Below are 17,642 nucleotides of genomic sequence, written 5' to 3'. Positions count from 1 at the left end.
ATGGCGATGGTCAAAGCGCTTAACCGGATCACGCTATTAGGAATGCCGAACAGTATTCGCATCACGTAACAATCGACCCGATGGGGCACAGTCGTTACAAGTTCTGATTTATTCAACAAAGCCGATGATATAATGCAAAAAACGATTCTGACTAAATAATAGCGTTGGGGCCGGACGATTATCCGGCCTGAGAATAATACTAAACAGCCTAAACTATTAGGCCGGTTTCACCTGTTGTGCATTGGCCTTTTTATTGGCATAGCGCTGTGCCAACGCGGCGCACACCATTAATTGAATCTGATGAAAAATCATCAACGGCAACACCATTGCGCCAACAGCGGCCGCAGGAAACAGCACATTAGCCATAGGAATACCGTTTGCCAGACTCTTTTTAGAACCACAGAACACGATGGTGATCTCATCTGCGGTGTTGAAGCCCAATTTACGCGCCGCCAAGGTATTAACCACCAGCACTATCGCCAATAACACAATCGAACAAATGACCACTGCAAGCAGCGACCAGCCGTTAATTTGTGTCCAAATCCCCTGCACTACGGCTTCACTGAAGGCTACATAGACCACCAGGAGAATTGATGACCGGTCAGTAATATTAATCAATTTGCGATGGCGTTCGACCCAGCCCGCAATCAGTGGACGAGAAAGATGCCCTAACACAAACGGCACCATCAGTTGCAGGATAATCGAGCCAATTGCGTGCAGTGTATCCGTCTCCCCGCCCTGGGTGTGCATCAACAAGCCGACAAGAATCGGAGATAAAAACACGCCAAGGATGCTAGACGCTGACGCGCTGCAAATGGCAGCCGCTACATTGCCCCCCGCCATTGAGGTGTAGGCAATCGCCGATTGTACCGTGGCAGGCAGTGCACACAGGTAGAGAAACCCAAGATAGAGCGTCGGTGTCAACACGGTAGGCACCAGTGCGTTCATCCCCATGCCCAGTAGCGGAAAGAGCAAAAAAGTACTGGCGAATACCACCAGATGCAAACGCAAATGCCCCATGCCTGCGGTAATGGCTTCACGAGAGAGTTTTGCGCCGTGCATAAAAAACAGCAGCGCTATAGCTGCCGTGGTCAGATATTCAAAGAACGTTTTCACGTTACCTTCACACGGAAAAACCGATGCCGTCAGCACCACCACAATCAATACCGGTAAGAATTTATCAATACGAAGGCGTTGTAACCATGACAAGGGAGAGAATGAAGCCATTACAGGAACCTGCTGTTTTTGAAAAAAATAACAATTTTACGATCGCCTTTATCAACTAAATGCCAACGAAATCAAAAATAACCTTGCATCATAAGGAGATGAAATGATAAGGCACTATTCGATTTCGGTCTTATTGGTTTTTAACCATCACCGCACGTCATTCCTGATGCGAGAGCAGGCCAAGTTCAATCAACTCCATCACCTGTATCGCCTGCGCGGCGGGCACCGGGTTTTCTCCCTTGCCTTGCAACGCATCATGCACCGCAGCGTAATAGGCGGGATAGTTACCGGGCAACGTGGTTACCGCCTGTTCGGCAATCACCCCATCCTGATGTAATGTGAGCACGCCATGACGGGAATCCAGCCCCCAATCCGTTTGCGGCGGACGTACACCGCCCTTCAAACAATCTTCTTGCGGATCAAGACAATATTTGATGAAACTGCCTTTGGTACCGTGCAGCGTAAAGCGTGCAGACTCGGCGGCTACCAGCATACTGGCATGCAGTACCACTCGACGCTGTGGATAAATCAAGGTGGCATGGAAATAATCCGTGGCTTTGCCGCCTGGACGCAGTTGTGCCAGATCCACATTGACAGCCACTGGCAGCCCAAATAGCTGCAACGCTTGATCTAACAGGTGTGGTCCTAAGTCATACCAGATTCCGCTGCCCACACTGCCATCTTCGCGCCAGCGCTGGCGCACTTCCGGGCGGAAACGGTCAAAATGCGATTCAAGATAAACCACTTCGCCCAACACATCTGTTTCAACTAACTGTTTTAGCGTGAGAAAATCGCTGTCCCAGCGACGGTTATGGAACACGGACAGTAACTTGCCACTGTGAGTCGCCACCTGCTCCAGCTCTTTCTCTTGTGACAACGTCACGGTAAAGGGCTTATCAACCACCACGTGTTTGCCCGCTAACAGCGCCTGTTTGGCCAAAGGGAAATGGGTTTCATTCGGGGTGGGAATAACAACCAGGTCAATATCGGCACAGCTGAACAGCGCTTGCGGATCGTCAACCACGGTGACGTCGGCCCAATCCGCATGCACTTTTTGCGCATCACTACTCGACACGGCAACCAGTTCCATACCCGACACGGCGGTGATCAACGGCGCATGAAACGTCTTGCTGGCATAACCATACCCTACCAGCCCGACGCGAATGGTATCACTCATGAATATCCCCTCGGTAGTATTGTCCTTGTCATCAAGGCATTAGCATGAGTATAGCATCAACAAAGGCAGCCCTGTATGCGCTTTAATGGCCGACAATAGTGAAAATATAAGAAAAGAATACTGCCGAAGCCATGTATAAAATTTTAGGTTACGCTTATTTATCCGGTCACGTATTCAATGAGTGTATTGCTACATAAGTCTGGCATGCAAAAAAGGTGTTTAAAACCAGCCTGAATGCATGAAGAGAACATAGAGCATGAATACTATTTTTATTGCGGAGCAACACATTGAATACGTGACCCAATTTCCCGATTCCGCTTTTACCGCTGCGGGATAATTTATTTCACTGCTGCGACGCCGGAAATCGCTTGGGCTGACGCCAACGCGCTTACGAAACACGCGAGAAAAATAGAGCTGGTCTTCATAGCTAACCACCCGCCCGATATTGGCAATGGATTCCTGCGTGGTTTGCAGTAACAACTTGGCTCGAATAACCCGCTGATCTTCACGCCAGCGCAAAATGTTTACGCCCACCTGCTCACGGAATAGATGGGCGAGACGTGAAGGCGATAAACAGACGTGGCGCGCCACTTCATCAATACGCAGTTCACCGGAGAGATTGCTGGTGATAAACTGGCACGCCTCAATCACGCTCGGATCCATAATCCGCTGCGGGCTTTGCGGATCCTCTTCCATGGCCCGAATCAGCAACCGTTCCAGCAAATTTATGCCTAACTCTTCAGAAAAGCGCCGCCCCGAGCGATGGGTCTGCTCAATGTTGGCAAACAGACGATCAAACTCCAGCAACAGGTGGTTGTTGGGTAACGTCAGGCGGCCAATGTCACACTGTTTACTGTGCCATTCCAGCCAATCGACCCAGTAGGCGCGGGGACGAAAATAGACCCAGCGGTGATACCAGCAATCACTGTGCGGCGAGCGACCGTAAAAATGTTTGGATTTTGGCGGGAAAAGCAGTAAATCCCCCGGATTACAGAAAAAATCGGTTTCCCCGTCAGATACCCTGCCTTGGCCTTTGATGGTCAGGTTAATAATATAGCCTTTCATCCCATCTGGGCGGTCGATAAAGAAATCAAGCGGCCCGTCAGCCAGAATGGGCGTTAAACCCGCCACCAGATAAGCGTTAAAAGAATAGCCTGGAAGCAATGGGTTTGATTGCGACTCATGCGTCATACGCTGGTACATCGGCCCTCCGGGAATTATCGGGTGCAAACAGAACCCGGTAGCAGTGCAATAAGTGACATTGTCACTGCTACCCGACATCCTCTCAGGCGAGTAGCCCATAAAAACCTAACTGCTGATACGCTATACGGTTTTCTTCGCCATTTGTTTGTAACGGTCGAAAATGACCGCGGCGAGCAAAATCAAACCGCGCACCACATACTGAGCAAACGGCGAGATGTTGAGCAGGTTCATCGCATTTTCCACCGTACCGAGGATCAGGACCCCCGCCACCACGTAAGAAATCTTGCCAATACCCCCTTTCAAGGAGACGCCGCCCAGCACACAGGCAGAGATTACGATCAGTTCATAGCCGATAGAGGTCATGGGCTGCCCGCTGGTCATGCGCGATGCCAAAATGATCCCCGAGGCTGCCGATACCAACCCAGACAAGGCAAAAATAATGATTTTGGTGCGCACCACCGGTACACCGGCCAGACGCGCCGCCTCCTCATTGCCGCCAATCGCCAGGGTATTACGGCCAAAGGTGGTTTTATTGAGCAGCAGGCCAAACAAAATCATGCATACTACCGTTATCCAAATCGGCGCAGGCAGCCCCAGCCAGTTGGCGTAACCCAGGGTAAAGAAACGCTCATCGACAATCCCTACCGCTTTACCATCTGAAATGATATACGCCAAACCGCGCGCAATCTGCATGGTAGCGAGCGTCGTGATCAAGGCGTTAATTTTGAGCTGTGCGATAACAAAGCCGTTAAGTAACCCGAAGCAACACCCAGCAGCAAACCGGCACCGACGCCGATCCACAGGCTTTCAGTAAGATTAATCACCACTGCTGTGGTTACCCCAGCGCAGGCAATGACCGAAGCCACGGACAGGTCAAAGTCGCCCGATGCCAGACAGAACAACATCCCACAGGCCACCATGCCGGACATGGAAATAGCCAGCCCCAATCCTTTCATATTGATAAAGGAAGCAAAATTGGGCACAAACAGCGCGCAGGCAAGAAACAGCACGGCAAACACCACCAGCATGCCGTAGTTATCCCATATGCGCGACATTCCTCCGGCGCGCTTGTTTTTTTCTGGTGAAGCAGACGTAACCGTTGACATAATTGTGTGCTCCTTCGCGTTTACGCGACCACAGCGTTGATTTCGGGAGTTCGTAACATCGCCAGGCTCAGCGCTTTCTGCTCGCTCGCCTCGTCGTGTGAAAGTTCGCCTGAAATGGCACCCTCGCGCATCACGATGATACGGTCAGCCAGTCCCAGCACTTCGGGCAAATCGCTTGAGGCAAACAGCACCGCGATCCCCTGCTTGGCCAGCGCATAAATCACGTTATAAATTTCATGCTTAGCCCATACATCAATGCCACGCGTCGGTTCATCCAGCAGGATCACCTTCATCTCTTCGGAGAGCCAACGGCCTAGAATTGCTTTTTGCTGATTGCCACCAGAAAGGTTCATGATCAACTGTTCCGCAGAGGGGGTTTTGATGTTTAACGCCTTAATTCGACGCTCCGCATTCTCTTCTTCCCACTGGTTATTAATGACAAACCCAGCTTTGAGACTCTTGCGACGCGCGCTGATATTTATGTTATCGCGTACCGAATGCACCGGAATAATGCCGTCCGCTTTACGATCCTTCGGGCACAGCATAATGCCCTGACGAATCGCATCCATAGGGGTTTTAATCGTCTGTGGCTCGCCATCCAGCAGCACATCACCGCCGGTGATACGCGTACCGCCGAATAGCGCTTTCATCAATTCACTGCGTCCGGCGCCCACCAGCCCAAACAGGCCAACAATTTCGCCCTGCCTGACGCTGAGTGATATCGGACTTTTCACGCCTGGCGCTTTTACCTCGCGCAGCGTAAAACGCTCCGGCCCTAATTCGCGCGGGGCATAACCGTAGATATCGCCCAAATCGCTCCCGACCATCGCCTGGACCAGCATTTCGTGATTCACCGCCGCCGTATCGTCAAACGTGCGCACATATTTGCCATCCTTAAACACGGTGATGGCATCGCTCAGAGCAAAAATCTCTTCCATACGGTGCGACACGTACAGAATCACCCGGCCTTCACTGCGCAGCTCACGGATCACACGAAACAACTGCTCGATTTCACGCGCCGACAGCGAACTGGTCGGTTCATCAAAGGCGATAATCTTGGCGTTTCGGGCCAGCGCTTTGGCGATTTCCACCATCTGCCATTGCCCGATAGAGAGGTATTTGAGCGGCGTATCCGGATCGATATCCAGCCCGAGATGTTCCAGTTGTAACTTGGATTCGTAACGTAACAGGGTTTTGTTGACGATGCCCTTCTTGTGCGGCAATTGACCCAGGTAGATATTCTCTGCCACAGTCATTTCTGGCACCAGATGCAATTCCTGGTAGATGATCGCGACTCCGGCGTTGAGCGCGTCCATGGTATTGGCGAAATGGACTGGCTGGCCTTTAATATGCACTTCCCCAGAGGAAGGCAGATAGTTACCGCTGAGGATTTTCAGCAGCGTCGATTTACCGGCCCCATTTTCTCCCATCAAGGCGTGTATTTGCCCGGCGTGGCATGAAAAAGTAATATCATCGAGGGCTTTCACACCGGCCCCGATTGACGAACAAGGCCAGGTGTTGGCGCTACGCCCGGAATTTGCCGACAACCCCAACGCCATGTTTGTGCTGTGGAAAGATCACACTGCCATCGAAGAAGCGGAAGCCATCAATACGCTGTGTCGTAGCGGTCAGTTCCTCGATTACACCAAATACATCGGCGGTGTGTACTCCTCTGAATGGTTCTGGGCCAAGATTTTGCACGTCTCGCGCGCCGATAGCGCCGTGCATCAGGCGGCGGTATCCTGGATTGAGCTGTGTGACCGGGTTCCGGCCCTACTCTCGGGGACTCAAGCGCCTAACAACATAAAACGTGGACGTTGCAGCGCCGGGCATAAATCGCTGTGGCACCCCGACTGGGGCGGCGTGCCGCCAAAAGATTTTCTTCACGCACTCGATCCATTGCTGACCAGCCATTTACAGTACCCGCTGTTCACCGACACCTGGACCGCCGATTTACCGGTTGGCACCATCACTCCCGAATGGGCCGCCCGGTTAGGTGTTCCCACCGACACCGTACTGGCGGGTGGTGCGTTTGACTGTCACATGGGAACCGTGGGCGCGGGCGCACAGCCCTATACGTTGGTCAAAGTTATCGGCACCTCCACCTGCGATATTCTGATCGCTGATGAGGATCGCGTGGGGACCACGCCGGTTGCCGGGATCTGCGGTCAAGTCGACGGCAGCGTAGTGCCAGATTTTGTTGGACTGGAGGCAGGACAGTCCGCGTTTGGCGATATGTATGCCTGGTTTGGCAGGTTATTAGGTTGGCCGTTGCAACTCGCAGTCCAGCAACATCCCGAACTTCAGCCGCAGTTGGCGCACACACAAGCCCACCTGTTGGAATCTCTGACCCAACACTGGGCGGACAATCCTTCACTCGATCATCTGCCCGTGGTGCTGGACTGGTTTAACGGCCGACGCACTCCGTTTGCCAATCAGCGACTGAAAGGCGTGATCACCGATCTCAACCTGGGTACGGATGCCCCGGTGCTGTTTGGCGGATTTATCGCCGCCACCGCTTTTGGTGCCCGCGCCATTATGGAATGCTTCGAATCTCAAGGGGTGCCGGTGGAAAACCTGCTGGCGCTGGGCGGCATCGCCCGCAAATCCCCGACCATCATGCAAGTGTGCACCGATGTTGTGATGAATCGGCCATTGCAAGTGGTGGCCTCCGATCAGTGCTGCGCACTGGGAGCGGCTATCTTTGGCGCCGTGGCCGCTGGGGTACACCCCGATATTCCAACCGCACAGCACCACATGGCCAGCCGCATCGAGCGTACCTTGACGCCCGATCCCACACGCGTGGCCCGCTATCAGGCGCTGTATGAACGTTATCAACAGTGGTGTCGTCTCGCCGAGCCTGCGTATGCTGCGCAGCGTAAAGCAAACAGCTTAAAGTGGCGCGTTTTGGCGATAACATGCGGGAAGTGGCGGTAACCGAAGGGGATAAGGTGGGAGCACAGATCCAGTTCGGTTATTCCGTCAGCGCCTGGGGATTGGGCGATCTTACCGGCGAAGTGGATGCGGTCAGCAAAGGGGATATCGACGCGCTGATCGATGAGTATGATGCCAGCTACCAGTTAACCGACGCCGTCAAACTCCACTGCCCTAACCGACAGAATCTGCTGGACGCCGCGCAAATTGAACTGGGACTCACCCGTTTTCTGGAAAAAGGCGGTTATCGCGCGTTCACCACCGATTTTGAAAACCTTTACGGGCTTAAGCAGTTGCCCGGTCTGTCCGTGCAGCGCCTGATGCAAAAAGGCTACGGCTTTGGCGGCGAAGGCGATTGGAAAACCGCAGCGCTGTTGCGCATCATGAAGGTGATGGCTGAAGGCTTGCCGGGCGGCACCTCATTCCTGGAAGATTACACCTATCATTTCGTCCCCGGTAACAATCTGGTGGTAGGTTCCCATATGCTGGAAGTGTGCCCAAGCATCGCCAAAGAGGCGAAACCGATACTGGATGCACAGCACCTGGGTATTGGTGGCAAAGCGGATCCTGCGCGGCTCATCTTCTCCACCCCGGCCGGCCCAGCGCTCAATGCCAGCGTCATCGACATGGACGATCGTTTCCGCATGTTGGTCAACGTGGTGGATACCATTGAGCAGCCACACCCCTTGCCCAAACTGCCGGTTGCACGGGCTATCTGGCAGGCGCAACCGTCGCTGGAAGAGGCTGCCGAAGCCTGGATTCTGGCGGGCGGCGCGCACCATACGGTATTCAGTCAGGCGTTAGACCTGGATTACCTGCGCCTCTATTATGCAGAAATGAATCACATCGAACTGCTGGTGATTGATAACGAAACCCACATTCCGGCATTCAAAGACGCACTGCGCTGGAATGATATGTACTACAAACTCACTTCACGCTAAGCGGTCGCAAGGAACCCGATTGCCAAGATCGGGTTCCATCTCTCATTCATAATTCCTATTGCGCTAGACACCTGTTTTCTCTGGCATATACTGAAATACCCTACCCACATAATTATTAAACAAAAATCATGACCACTGCTGAATACTTACTCAAGTTTCGCAAAGTGAACACTCTGGACAGCCTGGAAAAATTCTACGACCATTTAAATTATTCGCTGACGGATAATAAGGAGATTATCAATATGTCGCGCGCTGCCGACCACCGCCGTGCCGAGTTGTCTACGGGTGGAAAACTGTACGACCTCGGTTGCATTCCCAAATCCGTCTGGCGTTTCGTGCTCTAACCTCTGACAACGGGTCGTTTTCTATACGGCCTGTTCGTTCTTGCCTTGCGTTACTTGCTCAAAAGACTTTCACTGTAACGGTTTGCCCTGCCAACAGCGGGGTAAATATCCGCTTTTGGTGAATATCCCTATTTTGGGTGTGTTGTCGAAAGCCTTACAATGCCGGATAATGGTCCGGTTTTGTTTTTTAGGCATGGTAATGACCGACTATCTACTTCTATTCGTCAGCACGCTGCTGGTGAACAATTTTGTTCTGGTGAAATTTCTCGGGCTCTGCCCCTTTATGGGCGTGTCCAAGAAATTGGAAACCGCCATTGGCATGGGGTTGGCAACAACCTTCGTCATGACGCTCGGCTCGATGTTTTCCTGGCTGGTCAACGAGTACGTGCTGCTGCCGTTGGGCATCGTCTACCTGCGTACCATGGCCTTTATTTTGATTTTGGCGGTCGTGGTGCAGTTCACCGAAATGGCAGTGCGCAAAACCAGCCCGGAACTCTATCGCCTGCTGGGGATTTTCCTGCCGCTGATCACCACCAACTGCGCCGTGCTGGGCGTTGCGTTGCTCAACGTCAACCTGTCACACAATTTCCTGCAATCAACGGTGTATGGCTTCAGCGCTGCCGCTGGCTTTTCACTGGTTATGGTATTGTTCGCCGCCATTCGTGAACGCATTGCCGTGTCGGATGTACCCGCGCCGTTTCGCGGCTCATCGATTGCATTGGTCACCGCTGGGTTGATGTCGCTCGCGTTTATGGGTTTTACCGGGTTGGTGAAATTCTAATGAATGCCATTTGGATTGCGATTGCCGCGTTGAGTGTGCTGGCGCTGGTTTCCGGCTTGATTCTTGGTTTTGCCTCGCGCCGTTTTCACGTTGATGCCGACCCCATTGTAGAGCAGGTCGAAGCAATGTTGCCGCAAAGCCAATGTGGCCAATGCGGCTATCCGGGCTGCCGCCCTTACGCTGAAGCCGTAGCGTTGCACGGTGAGCACATCAACAAATGCGGTCCCGGCGGTGAGGCGATGATGTTGAAGCTGGCCGAGAAACTCAATATTGACCCGCAGCCGCTCGATGGTGACACAGCGGATCTGCAACCGGCACTCAAAGTGGCCTGGATCGACGAAAGCAACTGCATCGGCTGCACCAAATGTATTCAAGCCTGCCCGGTTGATGCCATCATTGGCACCACCCGCGCCGTGCACACCGTGGTGAGCGATCTCTGTACCGGCTGTGACCTGTGTGTTGCCCCTTGCCCGACAGATTGCATCGAACTGCGCCCGGTAGCCACCACGACGTCCAACTGGAAATGGAATCTCGAGACCATTCCGGTTCGCCTTATCCAAGTAGAACATCATGCTTAAGCTGTTAAATCTGTTTCGTAAAGAGAGAATTTGGGATTTCGACGGTGGCATTCATCCACCAGAGATGAAAACCCAATCCAGCCGCGTGCCGATGCGTCACATCCCGCTGCCGGAACAGTTTATCATTCCGCTGAAACAGCACCTCGGACCGGAAGGCGAACTCTGCGTGAACGTCGGCGATCGCGTACTGCGCGGTCAACCCCTAACACGTGGCACAGGACGTATGCTGCCCGTACACGCCCCTACCTCCGGCACGATCAACGCTATCCGTCCGCACATGACGGCACACCCTTCGGCCTTGCCCGAGTTAAGCATCATTATTATTCCGGACGGGGAAGATCGCTGGTGCGATCGCCAGTGCTTGCCTGATTATCAGCAGCATTCGATAGACACCCTGCTCGCGCATTTACATCAGGCTGGCATCTCTGGTCTGGGCGGCGCAGGCTTCCCGACCTCGGCCAAACTCAAGGGCGGGCTGCGCGGTATCGCAACGCTGATCATCAACGCCGCCGAATGTGAACCTTACATCACCGCCGACGACCGGTTGATGCAAGAGTACGCCCGTGAAGTTGTGCAAGGGATTGAGATCCTAATGCATTTGCTTTCACCAGAACGTACCTTGATTGGCATTGAAGACAACAAGCCAGAGGCTATTCAGGCGCTGCGCTACGCACTGGCCGATCGCGCAGACATTCGGTTACGGGTCATTCCCACCAAATACCCCTCCGGCGGTGCCAAGCAGCTCACCAAGATTTTGACTGGCAAAGAAGTGCCATTTGGCAAACACTCCGCCTCTATCGGCGTATTGATGCAAAACGTTGGTACCGCTTATGCCATTAAACGCGCGGTGATCGACGGTGAAGCCTTGACGGAGCGGGTGGTGACCCTGACCGGGGAAGCGCTGCGCCAACCGGGCAATGTCTGGGCACGCCTCGGCACGCCAGTGCGCCACTTGCTCAAGCAGGCCGGGTTTCATGCCGAAAACAAAACCCCGATGGTGATAATGGGCGGACCGCTGATGGGCTTCACCCTGCCCGCGCTTGACGTTCCTATTGTCAAAATCAGCAACTGTATTCTTGCTCCGTCAGTGAGCGAAATGCAGGCTCCAGAGCAAGAGCAATCCTGCATTCGGTGCAGTAAGTGCGCCGATGCCTGCCCGGCAGGGCTGTTGCCACAGCAACTTTACTGGTTCAGCCGCGGGCAGGAGCATGAAAAGGCGCGCGCGCACCATTTGTTTGACTGTATTGAATGCGGTGCCTGTGCCTATGTCTGCCCAAGCAATATTCCGTTGGTGCAATACTACCGCCAGGAAAAGGCTGAAATCCGCGCTATCGATCTTGAGGCATCGCGGGCGCAGCAGGCGAAAGCGCGTTTTGATGCGAAAAAGTTGCGTCTGGAGCGAGAAAAAGCAGCGCGTGAACGGCGTCATCAGCAAGCGGCTGCCACGGTGTCTACGACAGATAAACAGGCCGTTCAGGCTGCGCTGGAGCGCGTACGCAGCAAAAATGCGCTCACTGAACCGCTTGCAGCCATTGCGATAAATCCTGACCAAACGCCGGATAACAGCGCGGTCATCGCTGCACGCGAAGCGCGAAAAGCCCAGGCGCGCGAGAAGCAACGGATGCAGGCCGATACCGAACAAGCCCAACCGTTTTCCGCTATGCCAGAGGATCCAAGACAGGCTGCGGTGGCTGCGGCTATTGCTCGGGTTAAAGCTAAAAAAGCGGCTCAGCATGCACCTGAAGCTGTTACCCCAGCGGTTGCCACCACGCCTGCACCCGAAGCGGAACCCACTCCCGATCTCAGCGACCCGCGCAAAGCCGCCGTTGCCGCTGCCATTGCTCGGGTTAAGGCCAAAAAAGCGGCTCAGCAAGCGCCGAAGGCTATCCCCCCAGCGGTTGTCACCACGCCTGCCCCCGCAGCGGAACCCGTTTCCGATCTGAGCGACCCACGCAAAGCCGCCGTTGCCGCTGCCATTGCCCGCGTTAAAGCACGTAAAGCCGAACAGGCGTTAATCCACACTCACGAGGAATAGATGGCTTTCAAGATCGCAAGTTCGCCTTTTACTCATAACCATCAGCGCACGCAGCGCATCATGCTGTGGGTTATATTCGCCTGTGTGCCCGGTATCGCTACTCAGACCCTGTTTTTTGGCGTCGGTACATTGATACAAATCGCCCTCGCCTCGGTCACAGCGCTTACGGCGGAAGCTGTGACATTGTCACTTAGGAAATTAGCAGTACGCACCACGCTCGCGGATCAATCAGCACTGTTAACCGCCATTCTGCTCGGTGTCAGCTTGCCCCCGTTGGCGCCCTGGTGGATGGTGGTGCTTGCCACCTTTTTCGCTATCGTGATCGCCAAGCAACTTTATGGCGGATTGGGAAACAATCCTTTTAATCCGGCCATGGTTGGCTACGTAGTGCTGTTAATCTCCTTCCCAGTCCAGATGACTAGTTGGCTACCGCCCACCGCGCTACAGGTGGCACCGGTCACCTTCGTTGATGCACTGCATGTGATTTTCACCGGACAAACCGATGCAGGTTTACACATTCAGGGACTCATGCAGAACATTGATGGCATTACCCAGGCCACGCCGTTAGATAGCTTCAAAACCGGCCTGCGTGCCGGGGAAACACCGGCACAAGTGTTGCAACACCCGATCTTTGCGGAGAGTCTGGCGGGCATGGGCTGGCAATGTGTCAATTTGGCGTACCTTGCTGGTGGCATCCTTTTATTATTGACCCGCGCCATTCGCTGGCATATTCCCGTCAGCATGCTGCTCTCTTTGCTGCTGTGCGCCGCGCTCGGTTGGGTATTGATGCCGGAAAAAGCCGCGCCCCCGCTACTGCACCTGCTCTCTGGTGCTACCATGCTCGGTGCTTTTTTCATCGCCACCGATCCCGTGACGGCCTCCACCACCAACAAAGGGCGCTTGTTGTTTGGCGCGCTGATTGGTCTGCTGGTGTGGCTGATCCGTACCTACGGTGGATACCCTGATGGCATCGCGTTTGCGGTATTGCTGGCGAATATTACCGTGCCGCTCATCGATTACTTTACCCAGCCACGCGCCTATGGCCATCGTCGATAAGGAAATAGCATGATCAGTACGATGCGACGTCACGCGACCACGCTGGCGCTGTTTGCCGCCTTGACCACTGGCTTGACGGCAGTGGTCAATACCCTGACCAAACCTACTATTGCCCATCAAGCGCAGTTGCAACAAAAGGCGTTGCTGGATCAGGTGATTCCGCCGGATATTTACAACAACAACATTCTGCAAGAATGTTACCTTGTCACCGATGAGGCGCTGGGCACGACATCCGCGCGACATCTCTACCTTGCACGCAAAGGTGATACCCCGGTGGCGGCAGCCATTGAATCCAGCGCACCAGACGGTTATTCCGGTGCCATTCATCTGCTGATAGGGGCGGATTTCCATGGTAAGGTACTCGGAGTTCGGGTGACTGAGCACCATGAAACGCCAGGACTAGGCGACAAAATTGACCTGCGGGTGTCTGACTGGATAACCCGCTTTACAGGACGCACCGTGCAAGGTGCCGACGATCGCCAGTGGGCCGTCAAAAAGGATGGCGGTGAATACGATCAGTTCACCGGTGCCACCATCACGCCCCGCGCCGTGGTAAACGCCAGCAAACGGACTGCGCTTTTTATGCAGACCCTCCCGGCGCGCCTGGCGACATTGCCGAATTGTGGAGCAGAGTAACATGAGTGAAGTGAAACACCTTCTGGCCCAGGGGCTTTGGAACAACAACTCGGCGCTGGTGCAACTGTTAGGTATGTGTCCGCTTCTGGCCGTCACCTCCACTGCCACCAACGCCTTGGGCTTAGGGTTAGCCACCACGCTGGTACTGACCTGTACCAATGCAGCGATTTCCGCCATGCGCCGTTGGGTTCCGTCTGAAATCCGCATTCCTATTTATGTGATGATTATCGCAGCCGTGGTCAGTTCGGTGGAAATGCTGATTAACGCCTATGCCTACGGCTTATACCAGTCGCTGGGCATTTTTATTCCACTGATCGTCACTAACTGTTTGGTGATCGGCCGTGCGGAAGCCTACGCCGCGCAAAACCCTGTCGCCCTTTCGGCACTGGATGGTTTCGCCATGGGCATGGGAGCGACATGTACCATGTTCGTATTGGGTTCCCTGCGTGAATTACTGGGTAATGGCACGCTGTTTGACGGTGCGGATTTACTGCTTGGCAATTGGGCCAAAGCGCTGCGCATCGAAGTGATCCACGTTGATACCCCTTTCTTGCTGGCAATGCTGCCGCCTGGCGCGTTTATCGGTTTGGCGCTGTTGCTTGCCGCCAAATACCTGATTGACGAAAAAATGAAACGCCGCCGCGCCGTCAGCCAGGAAAAACAGAACGTTACAGCAGTTGACACGCTGACCGGAACGGCACCATAAGCACAAGGATAAGACGATGAACAAGGAAAAACGCGGCGAAATCTTGCGTCGTCTGCGCGATGCGAATCCGCATCCGACCACAGAATTACACTTTGAGACACCGTTCGAGCTGTTGATAGCCGTACTGCTTTCAGCACAGGCCACAGATGTCAGCGTGAATAAAGCCACGGCAAAACTCTATCCGATCGCCAACACGCCAGAAGCCTTGTTGGCACTTGGGGTTGACGGTGTAAAAACCTATATCCGCACCATTGGCCTGTTTAACAGCAAGGCTGAAAACATCATCAAGACCTGCCGTATTCTGTTAGACAAGCATCAGGGTCAGGTGCCGGAAAATCGCGAAGCGCTGGAAGCACTGCCCGGTGTCGGTCGTAAAACCGCCAACGTGGTGTTAAACACCGCCTTTGGTTGGCCCACCATCGCCGTTGACACGCATATTTTCCGCGTGTGCAACCGCACCGGATTCGCGCCGGGAAAAAACGTGGATGCGGTAGAAGAAAAGCTATTAAAGGTGGTGCCAGCAGAATTCAAAATCGACTGCCACCACTGGCTGATTCTGCACGGACGTTACACCTGCATCGCCCGTAAACCGCGCTGCGGCTCCTGCCTGATTGAAGATTTGTGCGAGTTCGGTGACAAGGTATACGCCTGAGGCGACTCAACGCATTCAGCAACGTCTTGCCAAGATCCATTCTGATATCGCGTCCAGGGCACCGGGCGCGTAAGCAGACTGTCCTGCGGCTAAAAATCCCCACTGTGTCCAGTGCGGCCATTGGTCGTTCAGTTGATAATTAAACCATTTGGCGCGCAGTAACCCGTGGGTGGCATTTTTGACTTCGCGCAAGCAGCGTGAAGTTGCCACCGGCAGTAACCGACTCCACACCGTTAATGTTTCCTTCGAGGAAACATTTAGATCCTGAGCCCCCATCAGCACCATCACCGGCACGTGCTGTGCGACAATGTCCTGACGTGCATCCGACAACTCATTACGTCGCTCAAAATCGTCTCGAGTGCAACGTGACGAGCAGGGTTGCATCACCGTTTGGGGCGTAAAGCGTTGTGAATAGGCTACACGTTCTCTCGCGATGGCAGCGGTAATCTCCGACGGCTCTGCCCCTTCTACGGCTAAACGCTGCTGCATGTAGTAGAAGCCTTGCTCGCGCCAGTTTATTGCAGGGCCAATCAACACGATAAAATCTGCCGTTGAACGCTGACTGGCATTAGGTACCACCCATCCCGCTTGAGAAAAACCGAGAAATCCCAGACGACTCTCTTTCAATTCTGGCCGTGCACGCAATGCATGCAGTGCGGCAACAGCTTCATCCGCACGATCGCGTAGCGTTTGTGCCAGCCAATCACCGGTGCTGGCCGCTACGCCGGGCTTATCCCAGGAAAATACGCCAATGCCCTGGGCAACAAGTGCATTTACCAGCGGAAGGTAGCCGCCGTCAGACCAGCGTTCCTGGGCACCGTCGCCGTGCACTAGCAACACCACGGGCGGATTGTGTTTGTTATCAGGCAGCAATAGCGTGCCTTCAAGACGGGCATCGCCCAGCGAAAACGATATGCAGCACGATGCCCGATATCACTATTAGCGCACAGGCCACCACTACTGATGGCACAAGCTTGATCATGCCATGCACCTCTTTGATGAATAATCGACGCTATTTCACTGGCAGCGTTATATCCTTAAACATAGCTTCAATTTCCTCATTTGATCGCAAAGCAATGGCAGAATCCACCACATCACGCATGAGGTGCGGCGCAAAGCGCTGAATAAAATCATACATGTAGCTGCGCAGGAAGGTACTGCGCCGGAACCCGATCTTGGTGGTGCTGTAGCTAAAAATGCTATTAGCGTTAATGGTCACCAGATCCGTCTCCGTGTGCGGATCGACGGCCATGTTGGCGATAACACCAACGCCTAACCCCAGACGCACGTATTTTTTGATCACATCAGCATCCGTGGCGGTGAACACGATGCGCGGCGTCAACCCAGCGCGGTTGAATGCAGTATCCAGCTCCGAACGGCCAGTAAAACCGAAGGTGTAGGTAACAATCGGATATGCTGCCAGTTCTTCAATGGTGATATCTTTCTTCGTTGCCAACGGATGATCGGGTTTAACCACCACCGCGCGATTCCAGTGGTCGCACGGCAGCATGATCAAATCGTCATACAGATGCAGCGCCTCAGTGGCGATGGCAAAATCTGCCGTCCCTTTCGCGACCGCTTCGGCTATCTGCGTTGGCGATCCCTGATGCATATGCAGTGAAACGCGAGGATAACGCTCAATAAATCCTTTGATGACATCCGGCAGTGCGTAGCGCGCCTGCGTATGCGTGGTGGCCACATAGAGCGAACCTTTATCAGGATAGGTGTGTTCTCCTGCTACGGCCTTGATGACATCCACCTTGGAGAGCACTTCCCGGGCAATACGCACCACTTCCTGACCTGCGGGCGTTACCTGAGTCAGGTGTTTACCGCTGCGCGCAAAAATTTGAATTCCCAGCTCATCTTCCAGCATTCTCACCTGTTTACTGATCCCCGGCTGCGAGGTGTACAGACCCTCAGCCGTTGAGGAAACATTCAGGTTATGATTAACAACTTCAACGATATAACGAAGCTGTTGCAATTTCATATGTCATCCCATGTTATTGAGCATGTGCATCAGGCACGAATAAATTATCTACCGTTGCTTTACTTTTTCATGACGCTGCAACATTTGCAATGCGATGAAAAGCAGGCGGTTATTTCATCATATTAAGGTCATTTAATCATAAAAAATATTTTTATATCCGTCATTCCGCACCTACTTTAAGAATAAATTCGACGGTATCGCTCGCCGAGAACATCAACGATGGTCTTGTGAACAGAATTGAGGTTGGATACTTGTGGTGGTCTGTCACCAATACTGAAC

At 53.6% G+C, this 17,642-nt stretch carries 14 protein-coding genes and 4 pseudogenes; 11 read left to right on the top strand and 7 right to left on the bottom strand.

Annotation, left to right across the window (positions count from 1 at the left end; translation table 11 throughout):
- Positions 1 to 69, top strand: a pseudogene (locus ACTBDZ_RS07405) (surface-adhesin E family protein); the annotation flags it as partial.
- 147 nt (positions 70 to 216) lie between these two features.
- On the opposite strand, the gene ACTBDZ_RS07400 reads toward ACTBDZ_RS07405, so the two are convergent.
- The 5 genes and pseudogenes from ACTBDZ_RS07400 to araG all read right to left on the bottom strand — a co-directional run bounded on the left by ACTBDZ_RS07400 (position 217) and on the right by araG (position 6,212).
- Positions 217 to 1,209: a bile acid:sodium symporter family protein gene (locus tag ACTBDZ_RS07400; protein ID WP_438814839.1), complete on the bottom strand. Its 993-nt coding sequence runs from the start codon at positions 1,207 to 1,209 to the stop codon at positions 217 to 219.
- A gap of 175 nt (positions 1,210 to 1,384) precedes the next feature.
- Positions 1,385 to 2,404, bottom strand: coding sequence for an oxidoreductase (locus ACTBDZ_RS07395; RefSeq protein ID WP_438814837.1), 1,020 nt, complete (start codon positions 2,402 to 2,404; stop codon positions 1,385 to 1,387).
- Positions 2,405 to 2,623: 219 nt separating this feature from the next.
- Positions 2,624 to 3,607 (bottom strand): arabinose operon transcriptional regulator AraC, encoded by a 984-nt coding sequence (gene araC, locus ACTBDZ_RS07390; protein WP_438814836.1) that lies wholly within the window; start codon positions 3,605 to 3,607, stop codon positions 2,624 to 2,626.
- A 120-nt stretch (positions 3,608 to 3,727) separates the two neighbouring features.
- Positions 3,728 to 4,713: pseudogene (gene araH / locus ACTBDZ_RS07385) on the bottom strand (L-arabinose ABC transporter permease AraH).
- 20 nt (positions 4,714 to 4,733) lie between these two features.
- Complete coding sequence (gene araG, locus ACTBDZ_RS07380) at positions 4,734 to 6,212, bottom strand: L-arabinose ABC transporter ATP-binding protein AraG (RefSeq protein ID WP_438814838.1); 1,479 nt, start codon at positions 6,210 to 6,212, stop codon at positions 4,734 to 4,736.
- 16 nt (positions 6,213 to 6,228) lie between these two features.
- Between araG and ACTBDZ_RS07375 the strand changes: the two are divergent.
- From ACTBDZ_RS07375 to nth, 10 genes and pseudogenes are all read left to right on the top strand, one after another.
- Positions 6,229 to 7,518 (top strand): annotated as a pseudogene (locus tag ACTBDZ_RS07375) (ribulokinase); the annotation flags it as partial.
- Between the two features lie 18 nt (positions 7,519 to 7,536).
- A pseudogene (locus ACTBDZ_RS07370) lies at positions 7,537 to 8,588 on the top strand (L-arabinose isomerase family protein); the annotation flags it as partial.
- A 128-nt stretch (positions 8,589 to 8,716) separates the two neighbouring features.
- Positions 8,717 to 8,932, top strand: coding sequence for a transcription modulator YdgT (ydgT, locus tag ACTBDZ_RS07365; protein WP_438814835.1), 216 nt, complete (start codon positions 8,717 to 8,719; stop codon positions 8,930 to 8,932).
- A 199-nt stretch (positions 8,933 to 9,131) separates the two neighbouring features.
- Positions 9,132 to 9,713, top strand: coding sequence for an electron transport complex subunit RsxA (rsxA, locus tag ACTBDZ_RS07360; protein WP_438814834.1), 582 nt, complete (start codon positions 9,132 to 9,134; stop codon positions 9,711 to 9,713).
- On the top strand, positions 9,713 to 10,291 hold the full coding sequence (rsxB, locus tag ACTBDZ_RS07355; protein ID WP_438814833.1) for an electron transport complex subunit RsxB: 579 nt from the start codon (positions 9,713 to 9,715) through the stop codon (positions 10,289 to 10,291). The genes rsxA and rsxB overlap by 1 nt, the downstream gene beginning before the upstream one ends.
- The gene (gene rsxC / locus ACTBDZ_RS07350; RefSeq protein ID WP_438814832.1) at positions 10,284 to 12,326 is read left to right on the top strand and encodes an electron transport complex subunit RsxC; all 2,043 of its coding nucleotides are present in this window, start codon (positions 10,284 to 10,286) and stop codon (positions 12,324 to 12,326) included. Before rsxB ends, rsxC begins: the two co-directional genes overlap by 8 nt.
- The gene (rsxD, locus tag ACTBDZ_RS07345; protein WP_438814831.1) at positions 12,327 to 13,382 is read left to right on the top strand and encodes an electron transport complex subunit RsxD; all 1,056 of its coding nucleotides are present in this window, start codon (positions 12,327 to 12,329) and stop codon (positions 13,380 to 13,382) included.
- Between the two features lie 9 nt (positions 13,383 to 13,391).
- Complete coding sequence (gene rsxG / locus ACTBDZ_RS07340) at positions 13,392 to 14,018, top strand: electron transport complex subunit RsxG (RefSeq protein ID WP_438814830.1); 627 nt, start codon at positions 13,392 to 13,394, stop codon at positions 14,016 to 14,018.
- Between the two features lies 1 nt (position 14,019).
- Positions 14,020 to 14,724: an electron transport complex subunit E gene (locus tag ACTBDZ_RS07335; RefSeq protein ID WP_438814829.1), complete on the top strand. Its 705-nt coding sequence runs from the start codon at positions 14,020 to 14,022 to the stop codon at positions 14,722 to 14,724.
- A 16-nt stretch (positions 14,725 to 14,740) separates the two neighbouring features.
- Complete coding sequence (gene nth / locus ACTBDZ_RS07330; RefSeq protein WP_438814828.1) at positions 14,741 to 15,376, top strand: endonuclease III; 636 nt, start codon at positions 14,741 to 14,743, stop codon at positions 15,374 to 15,376.
- 15 nt (positions 15,377 to 15,391) lie between these two features.
- Here the strand turns inward: nth and ACTBDZ_RS07325 are convergent, their stop codons facing one another.
- Positions 15,392 to 16,249, bottom strand: coding sequence for an alpha/beta hydrolase family protein (locus ACTBDZ_RS07325; protein WP_438814827.1), 858 nt, complete (start codon positions 16,247 to 16,249; stop codon positions 15,392 to 15,394).
- Positions 16,250 to 16,388: 139 nt separating this feature from the next.
- Complete coding sequence (cysB, locus tag ACTBDZ_RS07320; RefSeq protein WP_438814826.1) at positions 16,389 to 17,363, bottom strand: HTH-type transcriptional regulator CysB; 975 nt, start codon at positions 17,361 to 17,363, stop codon at positions 16,389 to 16,391.
- Positions 17,364 to 17,642: the final 279 nt, after the last annotated feature.

Source organism: Symbiopectobacterium sp., from assembly GCF_051710365.1.
GTDB lineage: Bacteria > Pseudomonadota > Gammaproteobacteria > Enterobacterales > Enterobacteriaceae > Symbiopectobacterium.
The sequence above is the reverse complement of the archived record's forward strand: the minus strand, read 5'-3'. Positions and strand labels throughout refer to the sequence as shown.